Source organism: Pantoea sp. SM3640 (assembly GCF_015654165.1).
Lineage (GTDB): Bacteria > Pseudomonadota > Gammaproteobacteria > Enterobacterales > Enterobacteriaceae > Pantoea > Pantoea vagans.
On record NZ_CP064872.1, the window covers coordinates 950,237 to 977,143 of the forward strand.

At 54.8% G+C, this 26,907-nt stretch carries 25 protein-coding genes and 2 tRNA genes; 15 read left to right on the forward strand and 12 right to left on the reverse strand.

What is annotated here, in order from left to right:
* Window positions 1-133: 133 nt before the first annotated feature.
* Window positions 134-1,549, forward strand: coding sequence for a glutamate--tRNA ligase (gltX, locus tag IV493_RS04495; protein ID WP_013358649.1), 1,416 nt, complete (start codon window positions 134-136; stop codon window positions 1,547-1,549).
* Window positions 1,550-1,584: 35 nt separating this feature from the next.
* Here the strand turns inward: gltX and IV493_RS04500 are convergent, their stop codons facing one another.
* Both IV493_RS04500 and IV493_RS04505 read right to left on the reverse strand, forming a co-directional pair.
* Complete coding sequence (locus IV493_RS04500) at window positions 1,585-1,938, reverse strand: YfeC-like transcriptional regulator (protein WP_013358648.1); 354 nt, start codon at window positions 1,936-1,938, stop codon at window positions 1,585-1,587.
* A gap of 111 nt (window positions 1,939-2,049) precedes the next feature.
* Window positions 2,050-2,838: a formate/nitrite transporter family protein gene (locus tag IV493_RS04505; protein ID WP_013358647.1), complete on the reverse strand. Its 789-nt coding sequence runs from the start codon at window positions 2,836-2,838 to the stop codon at window positions 2,050-2,052.
* 359 nt (window positions 2,839-3,197) lie between these two features.
* Here IV493_RS04505 and IV493_RS04510 point away from each other — a divergent pair.
* Together IV493_RS04510 and IV493_RS04515 are read left to right on the forward strand one after the other, a co-directional pair.
* Window positions 3,198-3,273, forward strand: a tRNA-Ala gene (locus tag IV493_RS04510).
* A gap of 44 nt (window positions 3,274-3,317) precedes the next feature.
* Window positions 3,318-3,393 (forward strand) — tRNA-Ala (locus IV493_RS04515).
* Window positions 3,394-3,717: 324 nt separating this feature from the next.
* Here IV493_RS04515 and IV493_RS04520 read toward each other — a convergent pair.
* Window positions 3,718-4,908, reverse strand: a complete 1,191-nt coding sequence (locus IV493_RS04520; protein WP_013358646.1) for a NupC/NupG family nucleoside CNT transporter — start codon at window positions 4,906-4,908, stop codon at window positions 3,718-3,720.
* Between the two features lie 369 nt (window positions 4,909-5,277).
* Here IV493_RS04520 and IV493_RS04525 point away from each other — a divergent pair, with 369 nt between their 5' ends.
* Entirely contained in the window at window positions 5,278-6,519 is a 1,242-nt protein-coding gene (locus IV493_RS04525; RefSeq protein WP_013358645.1) for an Nramp family divalent metal transporter, read from the forward strand.
* Between the two features lie 47 nt (window positions 6,520-6,566).
* Here the strand turns inward: IV493_RS04525 and IV493_RS04530 are convergent, their stop codons facing one another.
* Complete coding sequence (locus IV493_RS04530; protein ID WP_195857795.1) at window positions 6,567-6,971, reverse strand: DUF2502 domain-containing protein; 405 nt, start codon at window positions 6,969-6,971, stop codon at window positions 6,567-6,569.
* Window positions 6,972-7,141: 170 nt separating this feature from the next.
* Window positions 7,142-8,131, reverse strand: a complete 990-nt coding sequence (mgrA, locus tag IV493_RS04535; protein ID WP_195857796.1) for an L-glyceraldehyde 3-phosphate reductase — start codon at window positions 8,129-8,131, stop codon at window positions 7,142-7,144.
* Between the two features lie 219 nt (window positions 8,132-8,350).
* Between mgrA and ipdC the strand changes: the two genes are divergently transcribed.
* Window positions 8,351-10,003 (forward strand): indolepyruvate decarboxylase, encoded by a 1,653-nt coding sequence (ipdC, locus tag IV493_RS04540; RefSeq protein ID WP_195857797.1) that lies wholly within the window; start codon window positions 8,351-8,353, stop codon window positions 10,001-10,003.
* Window positions 10,004-10,163: 160 nt separating this feature from the next.
* On the forward strand, window positions 10,164-11,129 hold the full coding sequence (gene glk, locus IV493_RS04545) for a glucokinase (protein WP_013358641.1): 966 nt from the start codon (window positions 10,164-10,166) through the stop codon (window positions 11,127-11,129).
* A 134-nt stretch (window positions 11,130-11,263) separates the two neighbouring features.
* On the opposite strand, the gene IV493_RS04550 is transcribed toward glk, so the two are convergent.
* Both IV493_RS04550 and IV493_RS04555 read right to left on the reverse strand, forming a co-directional pair.
* Window positions 11,264-11,992 carry a LytTR family DNA-binding domain-containing protein gene (locus IV493_RS04550; protein WP_003848909.1) on the reverse strand — a complete coding sequence of 243 codons (729 nt, stop codon included), beginning with the start codon at window positions 11,990-11,992 and terminating at the stop codon, window positions 11,264-11,266.
* On the reverse strand, window positions 11,989-13,659 hold the full coding sequence (locus IV493_RS04555; protein WP_013358640.1) for a sensor histidine kinase: 1,671 nt from the start codon (window positions 13,657-13,659) through the stop codon (window positions 11,989-11,991). The genes IV493_RS04550 and IV493_RS04555 overlap by 4 nt, the downstream gene beginning before the upstream one ends.
* Window positions 13,660-13,937: 278 nt before the next feature.
* Between IV493_RS04555 and IV493_RS04560 the strand changes: the two genes are divergently transcribed.
* Both IV493_RS04560 and alaC read left to right on the forward strand, forming a co-directional pair.
* Window positions 13,938-14,462, forward strand: a complete 525-nt coding sequence (locus IV493_RS04560) for a GNAT family N-acetyltransferase (RefSeq protein WP_033733799.1) — start codon at window positions 13,938-13,940, stop codon at window positions 14,460-14,462.
* A 116-nt stretch (window positions 14,463-14,578) separates the two neighbouring features.
* Window positions 14,579-15,811, forward strand: a complete 1,233-nt coding sequence (gene alaC, locus IV493_RS04565) for an alanine transaminase (RefSeq protein ID WP_013358638.1) — start codon at window positions 14,579-14,581, stop codon at window positions 15,809-15,811.
* A gap of 51 nt (window positions 15,812-15,862) precedes the next feature.
* Here alaC and ypdK read toward each other — a convergent pair whose 3' ends face one another.
* From ypdK to IV493_RS04580, 3 genes are all read right to left on the reverse strand, one after another.
* Window positions 15,863-15,937 carry a membrane protein YpdK gene (gene ypdK / locus IV493_RS04570; RefSeq protein WP_099257831.1) on the reverse strand — a complete coding sequence of 25 codons (75 nt, stop codon included), beginning with the start codon at window positions 15,935-15,937 and terminating at the stop codon, window positions 15,863-15,865.
* Window positions 15,938-16,138: 201 nt separating this feature from the next.
* A complete protein-coding gene (locus IV493_RS04575) occupies window positions 16,139-17,167 on the reverse strand; it encodes an HlyD family secretion protein (RefSeq protein WP_107319993.1) in 1,029 nt (342 codons plus the stop codon).
* 2 nt (window positions 17,168-17,169) lie between these two features.
* Complete coding sequence (locus tag IV493_RS04580; RefSeq protein ID WP_195857798.1) at window positions 17,170-18,768, reverse strand: MFS transporter; 1,599 nt, start codon at window positions 18,766-18,768, stop codon at window positions 17,170-17,172.
* A 149-nt stretch (window positions 18,769-18,917) separates the two neighbouring features.
* On the opposite strand from IV493_RS04580, the gene IV493_RS04585 reads away from it, so the two are divergent.
* The 5 genes from IV493_RS04585 (at window position 18,918) to IV493_RS04605 (ending at window position 22,914) form a co-directional block, all read left to right on the forward strand.
* Complete coding sequence (locus tag IV493_RS04585) at window positions 18,918-19,703, forward strand: IclR family transcriptional regulator (RefSeq protein WP_010257875.1); 786 nt, start codon at window positions 18,918-18,920, stop codon at window positions 19,701-19,703.
* Between the two features lie 7 nt (window positions 19,704-19,710).
* Window positions 19,711-20,163, forward strand: coding sequence for a universal stress protein (locus IV493_RS04590; protein WP_013358635.1), 453 nt, complete (start codon window positions 19,711-19,713; stop codon window positions 20,161-20,163).
* A 9-nt stretch (window positions 20,164-20,172) separates the two neighbouring features.
* Entirely contained in the window at window positions 20,173-20,979 is an 807-nt protein-coding gene (locus IV493_RS04595; RefSeq protein ID WP_195857799.1) for a hypothetical protein, read from the forward strand.
* A gap of 265 nt (window positions 20,980-21,244) precedes the next feature.
* Window positions 21,245-21,526, forward strand: a complete 282-nt coding sequence (locus IV493_RS04600) for a lipoprotein (RefSeq protein ID WP_013358633.1) — start codon at window positions 21,245-21,247, stop codon at window positions 21,524-21,526.
* Window positions 21,527-22,038: 512 nt separating this feature from the next.
* The gene (locus tag IV493_RS04605) at window positions 22,039-22,914 is read left to right on the forward strand and encodes an SMP-30/gluconolactonase/LRE family protein (protein WP_195857800.1); all 876 of its coding nucleotides are present in this window, start codon (window positions 22,039-22,041) and stop codon (window positions 22,912-22,914) included.
* Between the two features lie 47 nt (window positions 22,915-22,961).
* On the opposite strand, the gene IV493_RS04610 is transcribed toward IV493_RS04605, so the two are convergent.
* Entirely contained in the window at window positions 22,962-24,188 is a 1,227-nt protein-coding gene (locus IV493_RS04610) for an MFS transporter (protein WP_013358631.1), read from the reverse strand.
* A 295-nt stretch (window positions 24,189-24,483) separates the two neighbouring features.
* On the opposite strand from IV493_RS04610, the gene IV493_RS04615 reads away from it, so the two are divergent.
* Entirely contained in the window at window positions 24,484-24,717 is a 234-nt protein-coding gene (locus IV493_RS04615; protein WP_033733431.1) for a hypothetical protein, read from the forward strand.
* A gap of 36 nt (window positions 24,718-24,753) precedes the next feature.
* Here the strand turns inward: IV493_RS04615 and IV493_RS04620 are convergent, their stop codons facing one another.
* Complete coding sequence (locus IV493_RS04620; RefSeq protein WP_195857801.1) at window positions 24,754-25,653, reverse strand: DMT family transporter; 900 nt, start codon at window positions 25,651-25,653, stop codon at window positions 24,754-24,756.
* Between the two features lie 178 nt (window positions 25,654-25,831).
* Here IV493_RS04620 and IV493_RS04625 point away from each other — a divergent pair, with 178 nt between their 5' ends.
* Complete coding sequence (locus tag IV493_RS04625) at window positions 25,832-26,701, forward strand: helix-turn-helix domain-containing protein (protein WP_195857802.1); 870 nt, start codon at window positions 25,832-25,834, stop codon at window positions 26,699-26,701.
* The last annotated feature ends 206 nt before the right edge of the window (window positions 26,702-26,907 follow it).

The window sequence follows — 26,907 nt, forward strand, 5'->3', positions numbered from 1 at the left end:
TTTCCCGGAGGGCAACCGGCGGGCATGCATTGAGGATTCACCGTCAGATGCTAGAATGTGCCCACTGTTTTTTCGCGTCTAACCTGTTTTTTGTCATCCAGACAGAGAACCCGCGCATCTAAGGCAATACTCAATGAAAATCAAAACACGCTTCGCGCCCAGCCCGACCGGCTATCTGCATGTCGGTGGCGCCCGTACCGCACTTTACTCCTGGCTCTTTGCCCGTCATAACCAGGGCGAGTTTGTGCTGCGTATTGAAGATACCGATCTGGAACGCTCCACGCCGGAAGCTATCGAAGCCATCATGGATGGCATGAACTGGCTCAGTCTGGACTGGAACGAAGGCCCTTACTACCAGACTAAACGTTTTGATCGCTACAACGCGGTCATTGATGAAATGCTGGAAGCAGGCACGGCTTACAAATGCTACTGCTCTAAAGAGCGTCTGGAAGCCCTGCGTGAAGAGCAGATGGCCAACAACGAAAAGCCGCGTTACGACGGCCGCTGCCGTGACAGCCATGAACATCATGCCGATGACGAGCCGTGTGTGGTGCGCTTCCGCAACCCGCAGGAAGGATCGGTCATCTTCGACGACCAGATCCGAGGTCCGATTGAGTTCAGCAACCAGGAACTGGATGATCTGATTATCCGCCGTACCGATGGTTCGCCAACCTATAACTTCTGCGTCGTGGTGGATGACTGGGATATGGGCATCACGCACGTTATTCGCGGTGAAGACCACATCAACAACACACCGCGTCAGATCAACATTCTCAAAGCCATTGGCGCACAGGTTCCGGTCTATGCCCATGTTTCGATGATCCTGGGCGATGATGGCAAAAAGCTCTCCAAGCGTCATGGCGCGGTAGGGGTAATGCAGTATCGTGATGATGGCTATCTGCCAGAAGCGTTGCTCAACTACCTGGTTCGTCTGGGCTGGTCACATGGCGATCAGGAAATTTTCAGCGTGCCTGAAATGACTGAGCTGTTTACTCTGGATGCCGTCAGCAAGTCTGCCAGTGCGTTCAACACCGAGAAGCTGCAGTGGCTGAACCATCACTACATTAATACGCTGCCGCCAGAATATGTGGCGACGCATCTGCAGTGGCATATTGAAGAGCAGAAAATTGACACCCGCACCGGGCCGGAACTGGCGAAACTGGTTAGCCTGCTGGGCGAGCGCTGCAAAACGCTGAAAGAGATGGCGGCGTCCTGTCGCTACTTCTATGAAGACTTTGCAGAGTTTGATGCCGATGCCGCGAAGAAACATCTTCGTCCGGTGGCGCGTCAGCCGCTGGAAGTGGTGCGCGATAAGCTGGCCGCAATCACTGAGTGGAACGCTGAAAACGTTCATCAGGCGATTCAGAGCACCGCCGATGAGCTGGAAGTGGGGATGGGTAAAGTCGGCATGCCGCTGCGTGTAGCGGTGACCGGCGCCGGTCAGTCACCGGGTCTGGACGTCACTGTTGAAGCGATTGGCCGCAGCCGCAGTGTGGCACGTATTGAGCAGGCTCTGGCCTTTATCAGTGAGCGGGAAGCACAGGCTTAATAAACTTAGCCGGAAGCGTCACGCTTCCGGTTTCTTTACTCTTCACCAATTCCCAGACGCTGCATTACGCCCTTAATCCCTTCACGTAAGATTAACGCGGTGAACTGATCCTGTTCATCCTGACTCATTTGCTGGATGGAACTTATCAATAACGCAGGTAAAGAATTCGCCACTGCACCATAGGTCGCTGCGGGCTCGTTGAGATTGCGTGTCGACTGAATAAAACTTTTTACGCGTTCATCAATATGAATCAGACGCGCCTTACCGCCTTGTACACCGGGCTTTGGCGTGGTTGTCCAGTTCTCTCGCTTGATCCATTTATTCACCGTTTGCCGACTGTAACCCGTTTCTGCAGCCAGCTCTTCGGGAGTAAGCCATTCCTTTTTCACGATGCTATCCCTGTTAAATACATTAGCGGTACATATTACAGCAAAACGTAACGGGGGAAAGTAACTGAAGCTGAAATTGCCTTTTGTCTTTTGACAAAAGGCAAAACAGGATTACTGCGGGTTGCTGGCAGGTTCTGCGGCAGGGCGGAAGGCAAGGAAGTAGGCCAGGCCAACGAAGACGGCACCGCCTACGGCATTGCCCAGGAAGACGGCAACAAAGTTAGGCAGATACTCTGCCCAGCTCATCTGACCGGCAAAAATGGCGGCCGGGATGATAAACATGTTGGCGACAACGTGCTGGAAGCCAATGGCAACAAACGCCATCACCGGGAACCACATGCCGAAGATCTTGCCAACCACATCTTTACTGGCAAACGCCAGCCACACTGCCAGGCACACCAGCCAGTTACAGCCAATGCCTGAAATAAAGGCGTGCAGGAAATCGGCATGGACTTTTGCAGAGGCAATCGCAACGGTCTTTTTCAGGTAATCGCCTTCGGTCATGCCCAGCATATGGCCAAAGAACCAGGCGACAGCCACGCTGCCGAGGAAGTTCGCCAGAGTCACCCAGAACCAGTTCCGCGCCACGCTCATAAAGCTGATGCGGCGGGCGAACCAGGCTACCGGCAGGGTCATCATATTACCGGTCAGCAGCTCACCCCCTGCCAGCACGGTCATGATGATACCTACCGGGAAGACAGCGGCACCTAACAGGCCACCAAACGAGCCCCACTCAGCGGGCAGGGTGTTTATCACGTGAAGATCCAGCAGGAAGCCGGTCGCAATAAATGCGCCCGCCATGAAGCCGAGAATCAGAAGGATGCTGACAGGCGCACGGCTTTTTGCCACGCCTGACTGGATCGCCAGTTGTGCGATTTCTTTAGGTGTATGCAGCGACATAGTATCTCAATAGTTTTTTTATGATTAATGGGACGATAACGCCTGGTGGACGCGTGGTGTGCGGGAGAGGGTCCCGGTGACCACTAAATTAGCGGGCTAAGTTTTGCACGCGAAAAAGACGAAGACAAGAAAATTCCTATAACATATTTAACCGGGAATTAACCTGTCGGCAGACTGAATAACAGTTAAAAAACGGCCCTGCCGGAACAGACATGATTTTCAGCTGTGGCATGCTGCTGAAACTTCGCAGGTTGCCGCCTTTTTCAGCGATCAAACAGAGAATGTCATTTTGCCGTTGACACCCTGGAGGCGGTTTCATATTATGCCGTCCGTCGCTTAACGCGACAGTTTTTCGGTTCGGGGCTATAGCTCAGCTGGGAGAGCGCCTGCATGGCATGCAGGAGGTCAGCGGTTCGATCCCGCTTAGCTCCACCAAACTTCTTCCCAAAAGTTTGGCACTGAAAAACGATTCCAGATGTGGGGGTATAGCTCAGCTGGGAGAGCGCTTGCATGGCATGCAAGAGGTCAGCGGTTCGATCCCGCTTATCTCCACCACTTTCTGACACGTTGTTGTCAAAATCCTTTCCAATTTCTCTTTCACTCGCCTTTTCCTGCGAATCTATATTCATTGCGATTTACATTATGCTGCTGCGTACGCTATTTACTGGCAATACTTTCTGCGACGCCTCCAGCACCCCTGGCGGGACATTGTGCTGTCTGTCGCGCATGGGTTAACTCCAGACGTGACTAGGGTGTGCAGTGGAAGCAGGTATGTAAAAGAAGAGGCAACGCGGAAAGGGTGAATCAGCGGAAGCTGAGCAGGGATGGCGCAAAATGAAAAGGGCGAGCCAGGCTCGCCCTTTGATGTTCACAATCGTATCAGAACGCCAGAACCAGACCGGCGATAGCGGCGGAGAGCACGCTGACCAGCGTAGAGCCGTACAGCAGCTTCAGGCCAAAGCGGGAAACCACGTTACCCTGTTCTTCGTTCAGACCTTTAATCGCACCGGCCACGATGCCGATTGAAGAGAAGTTGGCGAATGACACCAGGAACACGGACAGAATACCTTCTGAATTTGGCGACAACTGACCCGCGATTTTCTGCAGATCCATCATGGCTACAAACTCATTCGACACCAGCTTGGTCGCCATAATGCTGCCGACCTGCAGCGCTTCGCCAGAAGGCACACCCATCATCCAGGCAAACGGATAGAAGACAAAGCCGAGAACGCCCTGGAAGCTGATGCCGAAGATCAGATCAAACAGCGCATTCAGGCCTGAAATCAGCGCGATAAAGCCAATCAGCATGGCGGCGACAATAATCGCGACGCGGAAACCGGCCAGGATATATTCGCCCAGCATCTCGAAGAAGCTCTGACCTTTATGCAGATCCTGCAGCTGCAGATCTTCTTCGTTCTCAACGCGGTACGGGTTGATCAGCGACAGCACGATAAAGGTACTGAACATGTTGAGCACCAGTGCAGCGACCACATATTTTGGCTGCAGCATCGTCATGTAGGCGCCGACGATAGACATCGAAACGGTGGACATTGCGGTAGCGGCCATGGTGTACATGCGGCGCTGTGACATCTTGCCCAGGATATCTTTATAGGCGATGAAGTTTTCTGACTGCCCCAGTATCAGAGAACTCACGGCGTTGAAAGATTCCAGTTTTCCCATGCCATTCACTTTCGACAGCACGGTACCGATACCGCGGATCACCCACGGCAGGATACGGAAGTGCTGCAGAATACCGATCAGGGCAGAGATAAAGACGATTGGGCACAGTACGTTGAGGAAGAAGAAGGCCAGACCTTTGTCGCTCATGTTGCCGAAGACAAAGTTGGTTCCCTGAGCCGCATACTTCAACAGATGATCGAAGAAGCCCGCGAAGCCTTTGACGAAACCCAGTCCCGCTTCTGAGTTCAGGAAGAACCAGGCGAGCACAATTTCAATCACCAGTAGCTGTATAATGTAGCGAATGCGAATGCTTTTACGATCGTGACTGACCAGCAAGGAGAGTATCCCGACCACCACCAGTGCTAAAAGAAATTGCAAAATATGGGACATGGTTGCTCCAAATTTGAGGAGGGTTGTATTTTGTTGCGTATTCTATGTAACGCGTTACTTAAAAACGAGATCTGAACCACAATATAAGTATTCGCTATCGCTATATTTTCCAGAAAAGTTCCAGAGATCACGTCCTGTTTACAAATTATTCACGCCAGATAACCACATAATTATTGTCTATATTTTACACGGGGCGTAGAGTGACACTATTGCTCACATTTTTAGCAATCACCTCCTTTACTGTAAGATATAGCAATGGCTATACTTTATAGCAGCATCTATTACACCGATAACAATAAACGAATTTCACTTGCACATGCTAACCCCTAAGCTGGCGGGGCAGGCAAATGTTCAGACAGGGTACCGGATATGTTTGAAAGTCGTACCGCCGAGCGCGCCGCTCGCGGAGTCAGAAAAGTCAAACTCGCACTGCTGGGCCCCGCCTTTATTGCCGCTATCGGCTATATCGATCCGGGCAACTTTGCGACCAACATTCAGGCGGGCGCTGCTTACGGCTACAAATTGCTGTGGGTGGTGGTGTGGGCCAACATCATGGCCATGCTGATCCAGCTGATGTCCGCTAAGCTGGGTATCGCCACCGGCAAAAATCTCGCCGAGCATATCCGCGATCGCTTTCCTCGTCCCGCCGTCTGGTTTTACTGGGTGCAGGCAGAAATTATTGCGATGGCCACCGACCTTGCGGAGTTTATCGGCGCGGCGCTGGGCTTCAAGCTGTTGCTCGGTATCTCACTGATGCAGGGCGCGGTGCTGACCGGCATCGCCACGTTCCTGATATTGATGTTACAGAGCCGCGGTCAGAAACCGCTGGAGCTGGTAATTGGCGGACTGCTACTGTTTGTGGCGGCGGCCTATATCGTCGAACTCTTCTTTTCTCAGCCCAATGTCAAAGAGCTGGTGGTCGGCATGGCGCTGCCCGCGCTACCGACGTCGGATGCCGTTTTCCTGGCAGCCGGTGTGCTGGGCGCGACCATTATGCCGCACGTAATCTATCTGCACTCCGCACTGACGCAGGGCAAAAGTGAGGACAGCAAAGGCCAGCGTTACTCTTCAACCAAACTGGATGTGGCGATTGCCATGACCATCGCCGGATTCGTTAACCTGGCGATGATGGCTACCGCGGCGGCGGCCTTCCACTTCAGCGGCCACAGCAAAATCGCTGAGCTTGACCAGGCCTATCTGACGCTGCAGCCGTTGTTAGGTCAGGCGGCGGCGACGGTATTTGGTCTGAGCCTGGTGGCTGCCGGACTCTCCTCAACGGTGGTCGGCACGCTGGCGGGACAGGTGGTGATGCAGGGCTTTATCCGTTTCCATATTCCGCTCTGGGTGCGGCGAACTGTCACCATGCTGCCTTCCTTTATTGTTATCTGGGCAGGATGGGATCCAACAAAGGTGCTGGTGATGAGTCAGGTGCTGCTGAGCTTCGGTATTGCGCTGGCGCTGATTCCGCTGCTCTCCTTTACCGGCAACCGCGAGCTGATGGGCGATGATATGGTGAACTCGCGCCTGATGCAGAACACCGGACGACTGATCGTGTTGCTGGTGATTGCGCTGAATCTTTATCTGCTGGTGGGCGAAGCGCTGGGGCTGTAAGGGTCCTGGAAACAAAAAAACGCCCGGCATTTGCCGGGCGTTTTTTGTTAGTGGCGATCGTGTCCGTGATGATCGGGACCACCAGGCCCAAAACCACGCGGGCCTGGCCCGCGACGGTCATGACGATCCCAGTCACGATCGCGGCGATGCTGATGTTCCCAGCGGCGCTCACGGTCGCGCTCATGCCAGCGACGTTCACGCTCCCACTGCTGCTGACGACGCCACTCTTCGTGTCGCCACCAGCGGCGTTCGTTATAGGAATAACGATCATTCCACCAGCGCGGTTCACGCCAGCGACTGCCATCCCAGTAATAACCACGATTGTCGCGATCACCCAGATTCAGCGTAACGCCGGGGGCCAGAGTAATAGAGGCACTGGAGGCCTCAGCTGTGTGGTTTGCCAGCGGCGACAACACCGCCAGCAGGGCAGCAAAAATAAGAGCTCTTTTCATTATATTCTCCTCATCAACAGTCTGATGCTGTTGCGGCGCAGTGATTATGCCTGCGTAATGCTGTCGTTACCGCATCATTGTGTCGGAAGATTGTGAGGAAATTGGGGAGAGAGAGGGGATTGAGACTATTCTGGCGAGAAAACACCCGACCTGCGCCGGGCGGGGAAAAATTACAGCAGGGCCGCGTCAATCGCCGCTAACTCCGTGTCGCTGAACTGACGTCGGGCGAGCATGGCCACCGCGTCATCGATCTGGGCCGTTTTACTGGCCCCTATCAGCACGGAGGTGACGCGATCATCGCGCAGCACCCACGCCAGCGCCATCTGCGCCAGCTTCTGCTCGCGCTGCTGGGCAATCACGTTCAGCTTACGGACCTTCTCCATCTTCTCATCCGTCAACTGATTCTCCGTCAGGAATTTGCTGCCGCTGGCCGCACGCGAATCTTCCGGGATGCCCTGCAGATAGCGATCGGTGAGCACGCCGCCCGCCAGCGGCGAGAAGGCAATACAGCCGACGCCCTCATTACCCAGCGTCTGAATCAATCCCTGCTCAGGCGTTCGTTCAAACATCGAATAGCGCGGCTGGTGGATCAGACAAGGCGTGCCGAGATCGCGCAGGATAGCAATCGCCCTGGCAGCAAGATCGGCCGGATAGTTAGAAAGGGCAGCGTAAAGCGCTTTGCCCTGGCGCACCACATGATCCAGCGCGCGCATGGTTTCTTCCAGCGGTGTTTCCGGATCGGGGCGGTGATGATAGAAAATATCCACATACTCCAGCCCCATGCGCTTCAGGCTCTGATCCAGGCTGGCGACCAGATACTTACGCGAACCCCAGTCGCCATACGGCCCCTGCCACATGGTATAGCCCGCTTTAGTGGAGATAATCAGCTCATCACGATGGGCACGTAAATCTTCCCGCAGAATACGCCCGAAATTCTCCTCCGCTGAGCCAGGAGGCGGGCCGTAGTTATTCGCTAAGTCGAAGTGGGTGATGCCGAGGTCAAACGCATGACGCAGCAGCTCGCGACTGTTATCGACCCGGGTACTGTCACCAAAGTTGTGCCACAGTCCCAGCGAAATGGCGGGCAGTTTAATGCCGCTGCGGCCGCTGCGGCGGTATTCCATCTGTTGATAGCGATCGGGATGGGGGAAAGAGGACATTCAGCGCTCCTGAGTAAAAACGGGGATATGTGCCAAAAGTCTATCAGTGTATACGGTTACACTCAGTGACAGCGCGTAGCAGTTCGCGTTTTTACAGAATATTCCGCCAGCGTAACGCCGGCTTTCCAGCCATTGTGGCTGGCGGAAAGCGTGGCACTCCTCGCTAATTTCATCGGCTGTCAGATACTTAACCCAACTCTTCCCTGAAAGGATTGCGCAATGTCCACATTCACTGTTGGAGACTACCTGCTGACCCGTCTGCAGGAGATGGGTATAAAGCATCTGTTTGGCGTGCCGGGCGACTATAACCTGCAGTTTCTTGACTGCGTTATCGACCATCCGGAAATCAGCTGGGTGGGCTGTGCCAATGAGCTTAATGCCGCTTATGCGACGGACGGTTACGCACGCTGCAACGGTGCTGGCGCGCTGTTAACGACTTTTGGTGTTGGCGAACTCAGTGCGATTAATGGCATTGCAGGCAGTTTTGCCGAGTATCTGCCGGTGATCCATATCGTTGGCGCGCCAGCGACTTCAGCGCAATTACAGGGTGACTGTGTCCACCATTCGCTGGGCGATGGCGATTTCCGGCATTTCATACGCATGGCTGCCGAAGTCAGTGCCGCAACGGCGCAACTTACTGCCGACAATGCCACTGCTGAAATTGACAGGGTAATAGAGCACGCGTTACAGGCCCGTCGTCCCGGCTATCTGTCGCTGGCCGTTGACGTGGCAGCCATTGAGGTGCAGCCACCTGTTCAGCCCTTGAACCGTCATCAATCCTCTTCGCCCGCTGCGCGCCGGGCTTTCCGCGACGCGGCGGAGCAATTGCTGGCACCGGCAGAGCGCGTTTCACTGCTGGCCGATTTTCTGGCGCTGCGCTGGCAGCAGCAATCTGCCCTGGCCGCGCTGCGTGAAAAGAGTGCGATTCCCTGCGCCAGCCTGCTGATGGGCAAAGGCGTACTGGACGAGCAGCAGCCGGGTTATGTGGGGACTTATGCTGGTGAAGCCAGTGCGAGTCAGGTGTGCGGACAGATTGAGCTGGTGGATGTGGCGATCTGCGTCGGGGTGCGTTTCACTGACACGATTACAGCAGGATTTACGCAGCAGTTTGCGCCTGAGCGACTGATCGATCTGCAACCCTTCAGCGCTAGCGTGGGCGGTGAGCATTTTGCTCCGCTGTCGATGGCGGATGCGCTGAGCGAGCTGCAACCGCTGTTTGAACACTACGGCCAGCAGTGGCAGCCCGCCATAGCACCGTCTGCCGTGCAACCGGCTGCACCGGCCGCCGTGATCAGTCAGCAGGCTTTCTGGCAGGCGATGCAGGCTTTTCTGCAACCCGGTGACCTGATTCTGGCGGAGCAGGGGACAGCCGCTTTTGGTGCCGCTGCGTTGCGACTGCCCTCGCAGGCGCAACTGGTGGTTCAGCCATTATGGGGATCAATCGGCTATACTCTTCCGGCAGCGTTTGGCGCACAGACCGCTGACCCCGATCGCCGGGTTATCCTGATTATCGGCGACGGTTCGGCACAGCTGACGATTCAGGAACTGGGTTCAATGCTGCGGGATGAGCAGCGACTGACACTCTTTTTGCTGAATAATGAAGGCTATACCGTCGAACGGGCCATTCATGGCGCAACACAGCGTTATAATGATATTGCTCAGTGGAACTGGACGGCCTTACCGCACGCACTGAGTCTGCAGGGCCAGGCGCAGAGCTGGCGCATCAGTGAAACGGTGCAGTTAGACGAGGTGATGGCGCGACTTTCCGCACCTCAATGGCTGTCGCTGGTTGAGGTGGTCATGCAGAAAGAGGATTTGCCGCCACTGTTACGAAAAGTCACCGCCTGCCTGAATCAACGCAACGGCGGCTAAGATTCAGATAGTTGCCGCTGTGCAGGGTGGACTATCGCGGTTAGGCTGTAGCACACCTGAGTAAGACGCTCACCAATCGCACCGGTGAGCGTTGTTGTTTTATGGGCAGAAATTTATAGTGTCCTCCAACTCTTAAGACCCCAAGCGGAGCAACAGAAGAATGACAACCTATGCCTTGGTCGGCGATGTCGGCGGTACTAACGCACGCCTCGCCCTGTGTGAGGTGGAAAGCGGCAGCATCACCCAGGCCAAAACATTCTCAACATCAGAATACGACAGCCTCGAAGCCGTCATCCGCCACTATCTTGATGAACAACAGCAGGATGTTAAAGATGGCTGTATCGCTATCGCCTGCCCGATTACCGATGACTGGGTTGAAATGACCAACCATGACTGGGCGTTTTCTACGCGCAAGCTCAAAGAGAACATCGGTTTTGAACACCTGGAAATCATTAACGACTTCACTGCGGTATCCATGGCGATTCCGATGCTGACCGCCGACAACGTGATTCAGTTTGGCGGCACAGCCCCGGTTAAAGACAAGCCTATCGCGATTTATGGTGCCGGTACCGGATTAGGCGTCAGCCATCTGGTGCACGTGGACAAACGCTGGGTCAGCCTGCCAGGTGAGGGCGGTCATGTCGATTTCGCCGCTAACAGCGAAGAAGAAGATCAGATTCTGGAAGTGCTGCGTGAGGAGCTGGGCCATGTTTCAGCAGAACGTATCCTGTCCGGTGCCGGTCTGGTTAACCTCTATCGTGCGATTGTTAAAGTCGATAATCGTGTGCCGGAAAACCTGAAGCCAAAAGATGTCAGCCAGCGTGCGCTGGATGATAGCTGCATCGACTGCCGTCGTGCGCTGTCGATGTTCTGCGTCATCATGGGCCGTTTCGGTGGCAATCTGGCATTGAACCTCGGCACTTTTGGTGGCGTCTACATTGCGGGTGGCATCGTGCCACGTTTCCTGGAGTTCTTTAAGGCGTCAGGTTTCCGTGCCGCTTTCGAAGACAAAGGCCGCTTTCGTGACTATGTTGCCAGCATACCGGTCTATATGATCACGCACGATCAGCCTGGCCTGCTGGGCGCGGGCGCGCATCTGCGTCAGACGCTGGGTCGCATTATCTGATTCAGTTACACCTCGCACGCACGTCCACTTTGCGCGCGTTTGATTTTCCTGGCCTGCCTGCTTCAGCTGGGCGGGTTCGGGAAATCATCCTCGGCTTCACCACACGTTCTCCTGAAACATTCACCACTCCAGCGCTACAGGCGCATCAGTTGCCGAAACTGCTTCACCTTGCTGCGGCTCACCGGCACCTGAAACTCCAGATCGCGCAGCTTCAGCAGATAGGTGTTGTTAAACCACGGCTCAATTTCGCGGATCTTGCTGAGGCTGACGCAGTAAGAGCGGTGGCAGCGGAAGAACTGCTGCTCCGGCAGACGTGAACAGAATTCGGTAATATTCATCGACATCACGTAAGACTCGCGCCGCGTGTACACAAACGTCAGCTTTTCATGGGCTTCTACGTAGTAAATGTCATTCACGTCCGTGACGATAATGCGCTCATCTTTAATCAGGTTGACCGTCTGCGGGGCTGGCGTGGCGCTGAGATGGCTGACCGCCTGCTGCGCCTGCGCCGTGGCTTCCAGCTTGTTCAGCATGGTGACAATCCGCGACTCCTGATAAGGCTTGAGAATGTAGTCAAATGCCTCCAGCTCAAACGCCTCTACCGCATGCTCTTTCCACGCGGTGATAAAGACAATCAGCGGCTTGTGCGCAAACTGATGGATATTCTGTGCCAGCAGCATGCCATCCAGCGAAGGAATGTTGATGTCGAGAAAAATTACATCGACCCGATGCTGTTGCAGATACTTCAGCACGTCGAGGCCATCGTCAAAGCAGGCTTCAATCTCGATTTTGCTGTGATGCTGAATCATCCAGCTCAGCTCCTGCTGCGCCAGGAATTCATCTTCCACAATAATGGCTTTCATAACAGATTCTCCGCCAGGCGCTGGCCATTCTTACTCAGCGTAAAGGAAATCTCGGTGCCCGGCTGGTGCCGCACGATGTTCAGTCCCTGACCCGACAGAAGTTTTACCCGATGATGCACATTGAGCAGGCCAATTTTGTTACCGGGCATCTCATTGCGTGCTACTCGCTCCATCACCTGGTCACTGATGCCCTGGCCGGTATCCCGAACTGAAACCCGCACCCGATCGCCCAGATCCCGCACGCTCAGCGTCACCACGCCTTTACCTTTACAGGGCTGGATGCCATGCACAATCGCATTCTCCACCAGCGGCTGGATCAGCAGACTTGGCAGCAGAAAATGCAGATCTTCGTCGACGTCATAGATCATCGTCAGCTTATCGCCAAACCGCGCCTGCTCAATGGCGATGTAATCTTTGACCTGCCATAGCTCCTTACGGATATCGATTAGCTCATCATCGTTTAGCTCCAGGTTGTAGCGCAGGTAGCGTGACAGGTTAATCACCAGCTGGCGGGCGGTATCGGGATTAAGCCGGATAGAAGAGGAAATGGCATTCAGGGCGTTGAACAGAAAATGGGGATTTATTTTACTTTGCAGCGCGCGCAGTTCCGCTTTATTGGCCATCTCACGTAGCTGCTCGGCGCGCGACACTTCAAGCTGGGTAGAGATGATTTGCGACAGGCCGATGGCCATCTCCTTCAGCGAGCCGGTGATACGGTGCGCGCGGCGATAGTAGATTTTCAGCGTGCCGGTGACTTTGCCTTTTTCCCACAGCGGGATGACGATCATCGAATGGATATCTTTGGTGCGGTGCGCTTCGTCGTTGTTTTTAATGATAATTTTACCGCTGGCGATCGACTGCGCCGTGGTGGGGCTGATGCCATCATCCCCATGTTGATAGTTATGTTCGCCATAGCCGACGTAGGCCAGAATCTGTTTTTTGTCGGTCATCGCCACCGCATCGGCTTTGATCTCCCGCCGGATAATGTCACAGATGTTGCGCAGCGAGTCGCTGTTTACCTGACGAAACAGCGGCAGGGTTTTGTTGGCGATCTCCAGCGCCAGCTTGGCCTGACGGGCGGCAATTGCCTCTTTCTCTCCCTCGACGCTCTGCACCAGCAACACAATGATACCGATGCTGGAGGCACCGAGGATCATCGGCAGCGCAATCTCCGACACAATCGCCAGCCCGAGTGAAGTTGGGCGCGCCCACAGGACGATCAGCACCATCGTCAGGGCTTCACACAGCATGCCGCCGACGATACCGGCACGCCAGCGATGCTCTTTCAGCACCCGGCGATTAATGCCGCCCGCGACGATACCGGCGATGATGCTGGTAATCAGACAGGGCACCGAGGTCACGCCGTGAATATCGATCAGAAAACGGTGCAGCCCCGCAATCACACCGGTGGCGATGCCAACCCAGGGACCAAACAGAATGCCGCCCGCCATCACGGCAATCACCCGCACATTCAGCAGCGAACCGTCGACATTAACGCCCGACCAGGTACTGAACAGCGCAAACAGGGAAAAGATGGCCGTTACCGCCACTTTCTCCGCGCGGGTGTGTTCATCTTTTTGCAGCAGCTGACGAAACGGGCGGGTGCGCGTCAGGAAGAACAGGCAGATCAACATCAGGGCGGCGCGGTCAAATACTGCCAGTAACATCGTGAAGTGGGAGGACACAGGCGGCTCGTCGGCAATGGAAAGTGTCTCTATGATAAAAAATGTGATCGCGAACCGCTAGCGCCCCGCACAATCACGCCGGGACTTCGTGTTTCAGATCAATTTTTATGGCCTGGGCATAAAAAGAGGAAAGGTTGAGCACAATAAAGGGGAACAGTTTTTCATCCTGCCAGTGCTGGTCGCTGTGATGCCGTTTTGCTATGTTGCGCGATGACGCGCGCCAGCGACCGCTGGAAAACCGCGCCCATCGGGAGCAGCAGATGCAACTTGTCACCGCCAGATTAACCCTGAATAAATTACAGCCAGAAGACTGGCAACTGTTTCGTGCCGTCCATGAAGATCGTGACACCATGACCTGGGTGAGCGAGATCCCTGATGAAGCGGATATTCGCCAGCGCTTCACCGAGCGTCTGGCTCCGTGGCAGCCAGGCAGTTTTCATATGCTCTGCCTGGTGGCACGACGACGCGACAGCGGTGAGCCGATTGGCCTGTTTGGCTGCAGCCCGGAATGGGAGCCACACCGTCAGGCCGAGGTGGGTTATATGCTGCTGCATCGCCACTGCGGACAGGGCTATGGCAGCGAGGCGCTGGCGGCGCTGTGTCAGTTTCTGCTCGAAGCCGACTTCCATAAACTCAAGGCGATGGTGGTTGAAGGTAACTGGGCGTCACGCCGGATTCTGGAGAAAAACGGCTTCCAGCTGGAGGGCACGCTACGGGATAATTATCTGCTGAACGGCTGCTGGGTGAACGATTGGCTGCTGGGACGACTGAATCCGCAAAAATAAAAATATTTTCTGCCCCCTCGACAAAATGATCCTCACCGCGTTATGTTCGTAACGGGTCACCGCAGTGACCCGCGTCGCTCGGACGGTCCGGGCGCTTACGTAATCCAGAGGACATCATGGCTGATAACAGCACACCCCGTCGTTTCTCACGTATTGAACGTTTACCCCCTTACGTTTTCAACATTACTGCTGAACTGAAGATGGCTGCGCGCCGGCGCGGTGAAGATATCATCGACTTTTCAATGGGGAATCCTGATGGCCCGACCCCGCCGCACATCGTCGAAAAGTTATGCCAGGTAGCGCAGCGCGACGACACCCACGGTTATTCCACCTCACGCGGCATTCCGCGTCTGCGCCGGGCGATCTCGCGCTGGTACGCCGATCGTTACCAGGTGGAGATCGATCCTGAATCTGAGGCGATTGTCACTATCGGCTCCAAAGAGGGACTGGCGCACCTGATGCTGGCGACGCTGGATCATGGTGATACCGTGCTGGTACCGAACCCCAGCTATCCGATTCATATCTACGGTGCGGTAATCGCTGGAGCGCAGGTGCGCTCAGTGCCGCTGGTGGCGGGTGTCGACTTCTTCAATGAGCTGGAACGCGCCATTCGTGAGAGCTACCCCAAGCCAAAAATGATGATCCTTGGCTTCCCATCCAATCCCACCGCACAGTGTGTGGAACTCGACTTCTTCGAGCGGGTGATTGCGCTGGCAAAACAATACAACGTGCTGGTGATCCACGATCTGGCCTATGCCGACATCGTCTACGATGGCTGGAAAGCGCCGTCGATTATGCAGGTGCCAGGTGCGCGTGATGTCGCCGTCGAGTTCTTCACCCTGTCAAAAAGCTACAACATGGCGGGCTGGCGCATCGGTTTTATGGTGGGCAACAAAGAGCTGGTCGCCGCGCTGGCACGGATCAAAAGTTACCATGACTATGGTACCTTTACGCCGCTGCAGGTGGCGGCAATTGCAGCCCTGGAAGGGGATCAGCAGTGTGTCCGCGACATTGCAGAGCAGTACAAACGCCGTCGTGATGTGCTGGTCAAGGGATTGCATGAAGCGGGCTGGATGGTGGATAACCCGAAAGCCTCGATGTACGTCTGGGCAAAAATTCCGGACCACTATGCACATCTGGGGTCGCTGGAGTTTGCCAAACATATGCTGCAGGAGGCGAAAGTCTGTGTTTCGCCCGGTATCGGGTTTGGCGACTATGGTGATACGCACGTGCGTTTTGCACTGATTGAAAACAGCGATCGCATTCGTCAGGCGGTACGGGGAATTAAAGCGATGTTTCGCGCCGATGGCGTATTGCCAGGCAGCATGAAAACAGAAGAAGAGCACTGACAGCCAGCAGGGGCGACGCAATGGTCGCCCCGTGGCGGCACTGTCACGCCATTACTTCAGCAGCAGAACAAAGGTTCCGAACCAAAGTAACGCGAAAAAAGATATTCCCATCAAGGCATATTTCACAAAGCAACTCCTCTGAGCGGTTACGATGATGGCGATCCCAAACCAGTGCAACGCGAACAGCTGTGGAAAAGAGATCGCCATTTCAGTAATGGTCTGCTCATTTCCGGGTCGATCTGAATAACTCAGAACAGGATCAGGCGCTAATTTACGCGTAATCCTGCCTAAATGAAATAGGTCCGTTCTGAGATATTGCTCACAATTTTACGGCACCTGGATTTCCGGGATCGCCGACATGCCGACACGTAACTGAGCCAGATGCTGTTGGTCACTATCCAGCACAATTTTAACCGGCAGACGTTGAACGACTTTAGTGTAGTTGCCGGTGGCGTTATCGGGAGCAATTGCGGAAAAAGTTGCGCCGGTGGCCGGTGCAATACTGTCCACATGGCCGGTAAAGGTCTTGCCTGGCAGGGCATCGATGCGGATTTGCACCCGCTGACCCGGACGCACATCGCTTAACTGCGTCTCAAGGTAGTTAGCCGTAATGTAGGTCTGCTGCAGGGGCACTACCGCCAGCAGACGGGTTCCGGCTGACACATAAGCGCCGATCCGCACTGAGCGCTGACCGACCATGCCGTCAACGGGCGCCGTGATTCGCGTGTAGGAAAGGTTCAGCCTGGCCTGATCGACGCTGGCTTTAGCCGCTGCGACATCCGCTTCCGCTGAACGTACCGCAGCCTGTAATACGCCGACCTGTTTCACTGCCGACGCCAGCGCAGCCTGACTCTGATGCACCGCTGCCAGCGCCGAGCGCTGGTTAGCGCTGGATTTCTGCTGATCGTCGGCGGCTACGGTACCGCTTTTATAAAGTCGGTTGTAGCGATCCGCGCTCTGACCGGCATACTGCGCGGACGCCTGGCTGGCCGCGACGCTGGCTTTCTGCTGATCAATCACCGACTGCTGCTGTTCCAGCTGGGCCTGGCTGCTCAGCAGTTTCGCCTGACTCACCTGCAGGTCAGCCTCGGCACTCTCCAGTGCCACACGATAGTCACGGTCGTCCAGCGTTGCCAGCAGCTGACCGGCTTTGACCTGCTGATTATCCTGCACCTGCACATTGCTGATGTAGCCGGAGACTTTTGGCGCGACCAGAGTGTAATCCGCATTGACGTAAGCGTCGTTGGTGCGGTGATCGTTGCCGCTCATCAGTGACCAGACTGCAAAAGCGATGGCCAGTAACACCAGCAGCAGCAGTGTGAGCACCAGAGTTCTTTTCATTTCGAAAGCACGCATATTCAGTTATTCCGGGAGGGGTTTTGAAGCAAAGTTTGAGGCGGCCAGACCCGTTTTGGCAGGATGGCGGTAAGCAGTAACAGGCAGGCGGCAAAACCGGTCAGCATCAGCCAGCTGTCGCTCAGACTCAGTACTGTGGCCTGATGACGAACCAGCGTGGCAAATCCGCTGAGATTATCGCTGGCGCTGATGCTGCCATCCGGCAACAGCGGCAGGCTGCGACTGGCCTGATCGGCCGCTGGCGCGGTCATCAGCCAGCTGCGGCTGGCGGCCTGATCAATCAGAACACTGGAGTGAAACTGCTCACGATGGGAGAGGAAAACCTCAACCAGCGTGGAGGCGGTAATGCTGGAGAAGCCGCGTACCGTATTGAACATCGCCGAGGCAAACGGGCCTTCTGGCGGGGCTACCACGCTGGTGGCGCTCATCAGTATCGGCAGAATAATCATCGGTTGCCCGAACGCCTGAAGAATCTGCAGCAGCCAGAAGTTCTGGCGCGCCCACTCACTGGTGATTTGCGAGCCCAGCAGACAGGACGTTACCAGCAGGCCGACGCCCGCCGTCAGCATCCAGCGGCAGTCAATCCAGCGAATATTCAGCAGGGCCGCAATCAGCGGTGCGATCAGCAGTTGCGGCAGGCCGACCGTCAGCGCCAGCGGGGCAAACTCCAGGGTACGAAAGCCGCTGACCTGCGCAAAATAGGCCGACGGCAGGGCGGAGCCTGACAGACCAAGGATGAGCACGCAGGCCAGTCCCAGCAAGCCGTGCGCCAGATTGGGCCGCCGCAGCATCTGCAATTTAAACAGGGGCAGCGGGTGAAACCACTCATTAATCAGGAAAACCAGCAGCAGCGGCAGCGCGGTCAGCAGCATACCGGCGATCAATGGCGAGTTCAGCCAGTCGAGACGCTCACCCTGAGTCAGCACCAGAACCAGCAGCGCAACCGCGCTGCAGCCGGTCACCATGCCAAACAGATCGATCTGCTGAAAGCGTTCCGGACGCAGCGGGTCCTGCGGTATCCCCCAGCTAATCAGCACCATGGCAATGAGCATGAATGGCACGACCTGCCAGAACACCATCATCCAGCTGACATGATCGGTCCATAACGACGCCAGTGAGGCCGCCATATTGGGGCCAAACGTCGCGGTCAGGGCATAGCCCGCCAGGCCAAACAGCTTAAAAGGCGGCGGCAGGAAGCGCAGGGCGACGGTCATCAGCATTGGCGGCAGTGCACCACCGAACAGACCCTGCAGTACGCGCAGGCTGATAAAAAGCGTCGGATCCGGCACCAGCGGCAGCAGAATGCCGGTCAGCATAAATCCTGCCGATACGCCCAGTGTGAAACGCCGCAGCGACAGAGTGACGGCAAACCAGGGCGCGATCATCATGGCAGCGACTTCTGCCGCCTGATAACCGGAAATAATCCAGCTACCCTGATCGTAACCGATGCCTATAGCAGCCCGGATATCTGCCAGCGCGATATCACTGACGCGATCGTTCAGCCCGGAGGTCAGGGCAGCAATGAGCACGCCGACCAGGCCAAGCGCCAGTCGCAGTGTAAAAGGATGAGGGGCCGGCGCGGCGGCAGGCTTAGCGTTCATTGCAGGCGATCTCGTTATTATGATGCAGTGTACTGCGATGTGATACAGGGCGTAATATTACATCCCGGTATGCTGTATTGCAATGTGGTACAGACTGTAAAAAGTGCGGCTTTCGCGCTACAGTAAGGCAGCTCAAACAGGACGACGCTATGGCACATCAACCCTCCAGCCGTGAGGATGAAAAAACGGGCGGCATTCAGGTTATCGCCCGTGCGGCAAAAATTCTTAATGCGCTGGGCGAACAGCCGGGCGGCATGAGCCTCGGCGAGATAGCTCAGGCAGTAGAACTGCCCCGTTCAACGGTGCAGCGCATCGTTGCCGCGCTCGACAGCGCCGAGCTGGTGCGCAGCAGCGGGGCAGGCGGACTGCGCCTGGGGCCGGCACTGTTAAAACTGATTTCCAGCGTGCATACCGATGTGGTCGATCTGGTCAGTCCGTTGCTGGAAAAACTCTCTTCCGACACCAATGAGACGGTTTCACTGGCGCGTGCCAGCGGCAGCCAGCTGGCGATTATTCATCACGTGGTGGCGTCGCGGGAGCTGCGGGTCGTTCCACATATGGGACTCAATCTGCCGCTCTACAGCACCTCCGGTGGACGGGCACTGCTGGCGCTGGAGTGTGAAAAAGATGTGCGGACGATCGTCGGTGACGCCTGGCAGGAGTTAACCGATATGACGGTGAAAACCCTGCCGCAGCTGCTGCAACTTATCAGGGAAGTGCGCGAAACCGGTATCGCCGTGGATCGCGGTGAAACGCTGGAAGGTATTTCTACCATGGCGTTTGCGCTGGATACGCTGTTTGGTCGCTTTTCTGTCTCTTTGCTGGTGCCCTCTGCACGTTTTCTGCGTCACGAAGCCCGTTTTCGTGACGAGATGCTGAAGTGCAAAGAGGCGCTGGTGCGTGAAATCGGCAAAGTCGCCGCGATAGAAGGATAAGCATCTGATGAAAACCCTGCTGATGGCCATTGATCACTCTCCGGTGGCGGAGAAAGTGGTTGCCTTAACTATTGAAGAAGCGCTGGCGCATCGCGCTGATGTAGTGGTGCTGTGCTGCGTGGATCCTGCCTACTCCTCGTGTAATCAGCCGATGGAAATCGATGCGGGTGAAGATCCGGCCGATTTTGTGGCGGCGCAGGATGAGCAGAATACGGCGGAAATGGTGGTGCGCCATGCGCTGGCACCGTTATTGCGTGCGGGCATTAATGCGCGTGGCATGATCCTGGCGGGGGACGCAGCAGACACCATCGTTGCCCAGTCGCAACAGCTTAAGGCCAGTATGATTATCATGGGACGTCGCCATCTCTCCTCTTTTAATCGGCTATTAAAAGGCTCGGTTAGCGCATCAGTTATTGAGCGTGCTCACTGCCCTGTGCTGATCGATGTGCGTAAGGATTGATCCCGCAGCATGAATTCTCTGCTTTTTATTACGCTGGCCGCGTTTGCGCTGCTGGCGCTGATCGTCATTGTGCTGATCAAAACCACGCGGCTGCGTTTGTGGCAGGGGCTGATCCTCTTTCTGCTGCCACTGATACTGGCAAATCTGCTCTGGTTCAGCTGGGTCGCGCCGCAGCAGCAGCAGACTGCTCAGCATGAGCAGGCGGTGAATCAGCTGGCAAAGATGCCTGGCTATCGGGTATTGCAGACGCAGGAACCGGCGTTATGGCTGTTGCTGACTCAGGAGCTGACCCGGCGGATCCGTGCGGGCGAGCAGCCTGACAGGGCGACAGGTGAACTGCGTGGCTGGCTGATTGAGGTGATCAATCAGCGACTGATGCGCGGAACCGATGCGGCGGTCGTTAACTATATCAGCATCTCGGTGGAAGAGATGCGGGCGCTGAACCACATCGATCCGGGCCTCTGCTTCCGTTATCTCTATCCGCAGGTGAGTGGTGGCATCAATTTGCAGACCACACTCCCAGCGTCTCTGAATCAGAAAGAGGCCGATGCCATGGAGCTGCTGCTGCTCAATAGCCCGCCACCCGAACAGCCCCTTGATAAGACGCAGGCGCAGGATGATCTGCAAAAGATTGTTGGCCGGCTTTATCTGAAGTGGGGCGACAAACTGCAGCAGCTGAATATGCCTGCCGACACGGCGGTGGATCGCTCTTCGCTGTGTGCCATGTCGATAGATCTCTACAGTGCCATTCTGGCATTACCTGACAAGCGCGCTGCTAACCTGTTACGTAGAATGGTGGCACTGACCGGTCAGTAAACTCCTGTTTAGCGGGCGAAAAAAAGCCCGCTAAGCGCGGGCAGGGAAGAGAGAGGAACAGATTTTTATTTTTGGCATTTCCTGGTGTGGTGCAGTCTTCGTTTGGTCTGATTACATCCTGTCACTTCCGACATGATAGTGATAGCCGTTTAATCGTATTACATTAATTGGTAAAAGCTTCTCAAGTTTTGTTTTTTCGCGCATTAATCCTATGGATGCGTGGCATGCTGCGTCATACACTGCGCGGCAACGTGAGGATAACTAAATGAAAAAATTAATTACCGGCGCACTGGCGCTGATTCTGCTGAGTGGATGTACTGCCAGCAAACCCGGGGCATTTGAACGCGTTGATGAAGATCCCAGCTCGAATACCGTGCAGTACCGTTTTGACCCGGCAAAGGTCAATCGGGATGCAATGGATATCGATCTGGCGAATTACTGCAGTAATAAAGGATTTGATAAAGTTGAGGCGCTGCCTGCCCAGGAAAGTCATATTCCGGGGCTGAAGAAAGTCTGGTTCCAGTGTAATTATGCGCTGAAAAGCTAAATGAAACGGGCGGGATAATTATCCCGCCCTTAAAGTTTACTGCTTTTATTTTATGCTGTGTGACATCTTTGCCCGTTAGTGGCGATGGTGACCGCCATGATACCCACCGTGATAACCTCCATAGTAGCCTCCATGATATCCGCCGCCACCCCCGCGGTGCCAGCCATTGTCGTGTCTGGGGCTGATGATACAACCGCTTAGTAATGTCATCAGCGCAACCACCGAAGTGACTTTAATTAATCTCTTCATCGGAAGCCTCTCCTCTTTTTCAATGACTACGACACTACGCTGGAAAAGTGGAGTGAAGATGCAGGCTTTGTAGAGTTATTTAATAAGATATGACGGAATATTTCAGAGCGCTGTATTTCGCCGCGGCAGGAAATAAGGGAATCGGAATGAGCTGAATAACAAATACTATCAAAGAGAATAGTCTTAAAATCAAGCGAAAATAATTCTCATTTGAAAGTTTTTACCACTACATTATTAGCATGTCATTTCAATGGGAGAGAAACATGGCGCATAACGTAAAAAATATTCTGGCGTTACAGGCTGAACTGGGGGAATGCCCGCTCTGGTCATCAGAAGAACAGGTGCTCTATTGCGTCGATATTCTGGCACCGGCCATTCACCGTTTTGATCCGGTCAGCGGTGAATTGCAGACCTTCCCGCAGGCGGAAGAGGTAGGGTGCATCGGTCTGCGTGAGCAGGGCGGGCTGATAGCCGCATTGCGCAATGGTGTCTGGCTGCTGGATGCGCAGGGTAAACCAGAGAAAAAGATCGCAGAGAATCCCGGTGTGGCCGCGCAAAGTCGCTTTAATGATGGCCGTGTGGATCCGTGGGGTAACTTCTGGTGCGGCAGTCTGTGGGAACCGCAGGATAAAAATGGCGGTCTGTTATGCCGCGTGACGCCTGACCTGAAGCTGGAAGTGAAGGCGCAGGACATTAAAATTTCCAACGGACTGGCATTCTCTCCGGACCGGCAATGGATGTATCACAGCGATACGCCGAATGAGGCGCTCTATCGTTATCCGTTAAGCGAGCAGGGCGAACCGGGTGAGCGCACGCTGTTCCGTCGTTTTGACGCGAAAGGGGGTTTACCGGATGGTGCCGCGGTGGATAGCGAAGGTTTTTACTGGTCAGCACAGTTTGATGGCGGACGCGTGGTACGTATCGATCCGCAGAGCAGCGAAATCGTTGATGAGATCCTGCTGCCGGTGAAGTGGCCAACCATGGTGTCCTTTGGCGGTGCCGATCTTAAAACGTTGTTTATCACCAGTTCACGGGAAGATCGCACGGAAGAGGAACTGGCACGCTATCCGCAGTCAGGCGATATCTTTGCCGTGGACGTCGCGGTGGCGGGAATAGCAGAGCCGCTATTCCGCGGCTGAATGTTAACGGGCCGCGCAATGGCGGCCCGTGGTCGTTGTCCATGAAGTTAGTGGCGCTGCAACACCGGCTCTGCTGTGACGGAACTCTGTGGCAGTCGGATGGTGAGCGACAGGAACAGGGAGATGACCAGCAATGTCATAATCAGGCTGAAGGTGACAGTGAAACCACCAAACAGTGAGGCGACCAGCGAACCCAGCACGCTGCCGATACCAAAGCCCAGGTAGAGCAGGCCATAGTTTTTTGTCAGGTTGTTGAGGCCGAAAAAGTCACTGACCAGTGATGGGAACACCGTGATGGTCCCGCCAAAGCTAAAGGCCACACAGGCGAGTGACAGGAAGAAGGTGACCTCATTCATCCGGGTAAACAGCAGCACACTCATCCCGATCAGCGACACAATTTGCGCCAGCGAAATGACCCGGATACGCAGCATTTTGTCTGAGAGCACACCCAGCACCAGACGACCACTCAGATTGGCAATCGCAATTACCGTTACCGCGCTGGCAGCAGTCTGCGTGGAGAGATGCACCAGACCTTCGCCGATATCTTTGGCAACCCCTATCACATAGAGGCCGCTCATACAGGCGGTCAGGAACATCAGCGCCAGCATCCAGTACTGCGGCAGACGCACTGACTGTGCCAGCGTGTAATCCCGCGCATGTTGCTGACCTTGGGCGGTGGTCCCGGTCTGCTGCAGTGGCGCTTCACGCATCAGCAGCGCACCGAGAATAATCATCGACATGGCCAGCACGCCCCAGATCATAAAGGTCTGCTCCAGACCGACCGTTGCCAGCAGTGCTCCGCAGATAAACTTGAATCCCAGACTGCCAAGGCCGTAAGCGCCAATTGCACAGGCCGAGATCATCCCCTTACGTTCAGGGAACCATTTCACGCAGTTTGACAGCGTCATCAGGTAACCGGCACCATCGGCCAGACCGACCAGCAGCCCGGCACTGAAGTAGAGCATCATCAGGTTATTTGCGTGCGCGGTGAGCCAGAAGCCCAAAGCCATCAGTACACCCGCACCAATTGTGACGCGGCGTACGCCAAAACGTTCCTGTAATTTTCCGGCCAGTGAAGAGGCGATAGCCAGACCTAAACTCAGCAGGCCAAAGGAAAATGCGACCTGACTGATCGGTGCATCAAGCTTCTGTGACAACTGGCCGTTGAACAAACTCCATGTATAAACTGACCCTAGCGCAAACTGAGTGATTACCGTTCCGAACAATGTAAGCCAGCGGGAACGCTGGTAAGACGCCTGTTGAGTCTGGTTCATAATTTATCTCTCCCGTTCGGGAATCTGGAAACTGCGGTCAGAATAAAGCAGTGGTTCGCGCGCGTGAGCAACAAAGGTATGAACGGAACGTCTCAGGGAATGAAATGCCATTCAGGCGGTATGAATGACACAACGCAGGTCTGCAGCGATAACGCAGCGTTGCGTTAAAAGTAACCAAAGCGGCAGCTTAATAAATAAGCGTAACCACCCGTAATAGAATGTTTCAGCGAGCCGGTTATGTGAGCAGCCTTCCGGATCTTTTGCCAGGCTGATAGTTCACTTATCAGGAGGAAATATGAAAGACCGGACATATGAATCCACCACCAGTGAGGACGAAGTTTGCTGCATCATCGGTCAGGCGGTGATTGAACTCAGTACAGAACAGCAGCCTGTGACCAAATCGACGCTGGCATTAAAACTGCTGTCGATGGCCGATCGTGATAGTGACGATGAGCGTGTTCTGCTCTACTGGATTGCGCGTAAAGCGATCAATCAACCACAAAAACTTCTTCAGCAGCAGTGGGCATAATGCCTGTTCGGACGCGGGCCGGAGCCCGCCTCCGCGTCAGATGACTACACGGCAACGGCTTGCCGGCCAGCGGGCAAACATCACGATATTGCCCAGCAGAATCATGACAAGGCCAGGGATGGCGCTGACATGCCACTCATACCCCTCAAAGCGGGTCGAGAGTGCCAGCGCAACCAGTGGAAACAGGACCGTTGTATAGGCAGCCCGACTGGCGCCGATACGTCCCACTAGCGTAAAGTAGGCACCGAAACCCATTACCGATCCAACGATAGCCAGATAGGTTAATGCGCCAATCCACTGGACATTCCATATTGGCTGTAGTGAAACACCCTGTAGCAGTGAGACCAGTGCCATCATCAGCGCGCCATACAACATGCCGTAGCTGTTAGTTGTCAGTACGTCACGTTGCAGACGCTGATGCCGCTGACTGATCATATTGCCAAATGAAAATCCCAGCGTGCCCAGCGCACTTAAACCAATGCCCCACATCAGCCCGGCAGAGGCCTGCGTGCTGCGCAGATCGTGCCAGAACAGCGCAACGATGCCTGCCATGCCCAGCACGATCGCCGGAATCAGACGCGGGGAAGGGCGCTGATGGAAAAAGATCCAGCTGTTTATCGCATTGTACATCACCGCCATAGAGAAAATGACCGACTCCAGTCCGCTGCTGATATAGCCTGAAGCGTAATAGAAACAGACAAAATTGAAGCCAAAGACGCAGCAGCCTTGCAGCATGCAGAAAAGATGATCGCGCAGCGTCAGCCTGTGCAGTCGTTTTATCAGCTTAAGCAGCAATAACATGACCAGTGAAGCCAGTAAAAATCGCCAGAACACGGCAACAGTCACGGCCCCCATGCCAGCAGTCTGTTGTGCATAGATCGCAATCCAGGTTGTGCCCCAGATGAGCACGACAGAGAGATACAAAAACAGGTTCATTGCCAGGTTCTCCACCACAAAACGCCGAGTCTGCACTGGTAACGCGCATGGGTCTTGCTGCGGATTGCGCCGGGTTTGCAAAATCTTGCGCATTTTTATCCTCCGTCCCGATGTGACCTGTTTTCTGTCCCCCACAATCCGTAAACTGGCCCTCTGTTTATCTGAACTGATATATCCGATGCGTACCTATCAGACCTTTGAAATGCTGCAACGCCACAAAGCACAACTGCGCGATCAGGTACAACTCAATAATGGCATTCAGCTGGCCGCCTGGTTTAATAGTGGCGATCGCGTTACCAACCTGAGCGATCATCACACGCTGAGTCTTTATGTGGCGGGCGGCTACGATACCTGGCATAAAACAGCGCACGGCTGGCGTAACGGTGGCGCACCGGATCGCTTCTGTCTGATGCCCGCAGGCACGGAATCAACCTGGGATTTGCGTGCCGACCTCGCTTTTGTTCATCTCTATTGCAGCGAGGATCAGCTGCGGCATCTGGCCGAACAGGTCTGGGACCGCAGCCCGGCGCAGTTAAATCTGCATGAGAAAGTCTTTTCCGCTGATGACCGAATTACCCAGCTTTATCGGCACTTTCTGCTGAGCAGCGACTGGCAACAGCCCGCCAGTCAGCTGACGCTGAGCAGCGCATCAACCCTGCTTCTGACCCATCTGTTGCAGCACTACAGTGAGGTTAAATGGCAACTACCACAGATGCGGGGCGGACTGGCTCCCGTGGTGTTACGGCGTGTTCTGGAATTTATTGAAACCCATCTCGACCAGCCATTAACCCTGTCTGTGCTGGCGCAGGAAGCGGCGCTGAGTGAGTTTCATTTTGCCCGTATGTTCCGTCACACCACTGGCGAAGCGCCGCACCAGTTTGTGATGCGTCGTCGTATGGATCGTGCGCGAAGATTGCTTGCTCGGCCCGACCTGACGCTGACTGAGATAGCGCTTCAGTGTGGTTTTCACTCTTCTGCGCATTTCAGCCATCGTTTCCGGCAGGTTTATGGCATGACGGCTTCGGCATGTCGGCGAGGGAGTCGATGAAATTTCTGAACTTGCCGTTATAAATACTGATATTAAGCCGAATAAACTATCTGATTTTTGAATTAACATTGAACCAATGTTTAATGATTTTTTCAGAGCATAAAAATTTATTCTAACTTTGTCTTAATATGTGAATTTTAACTTTTATAATGATTAATAACTTTCTTTAAGACTGCCTTATCGAATTAATAATTATAATTTTAGAG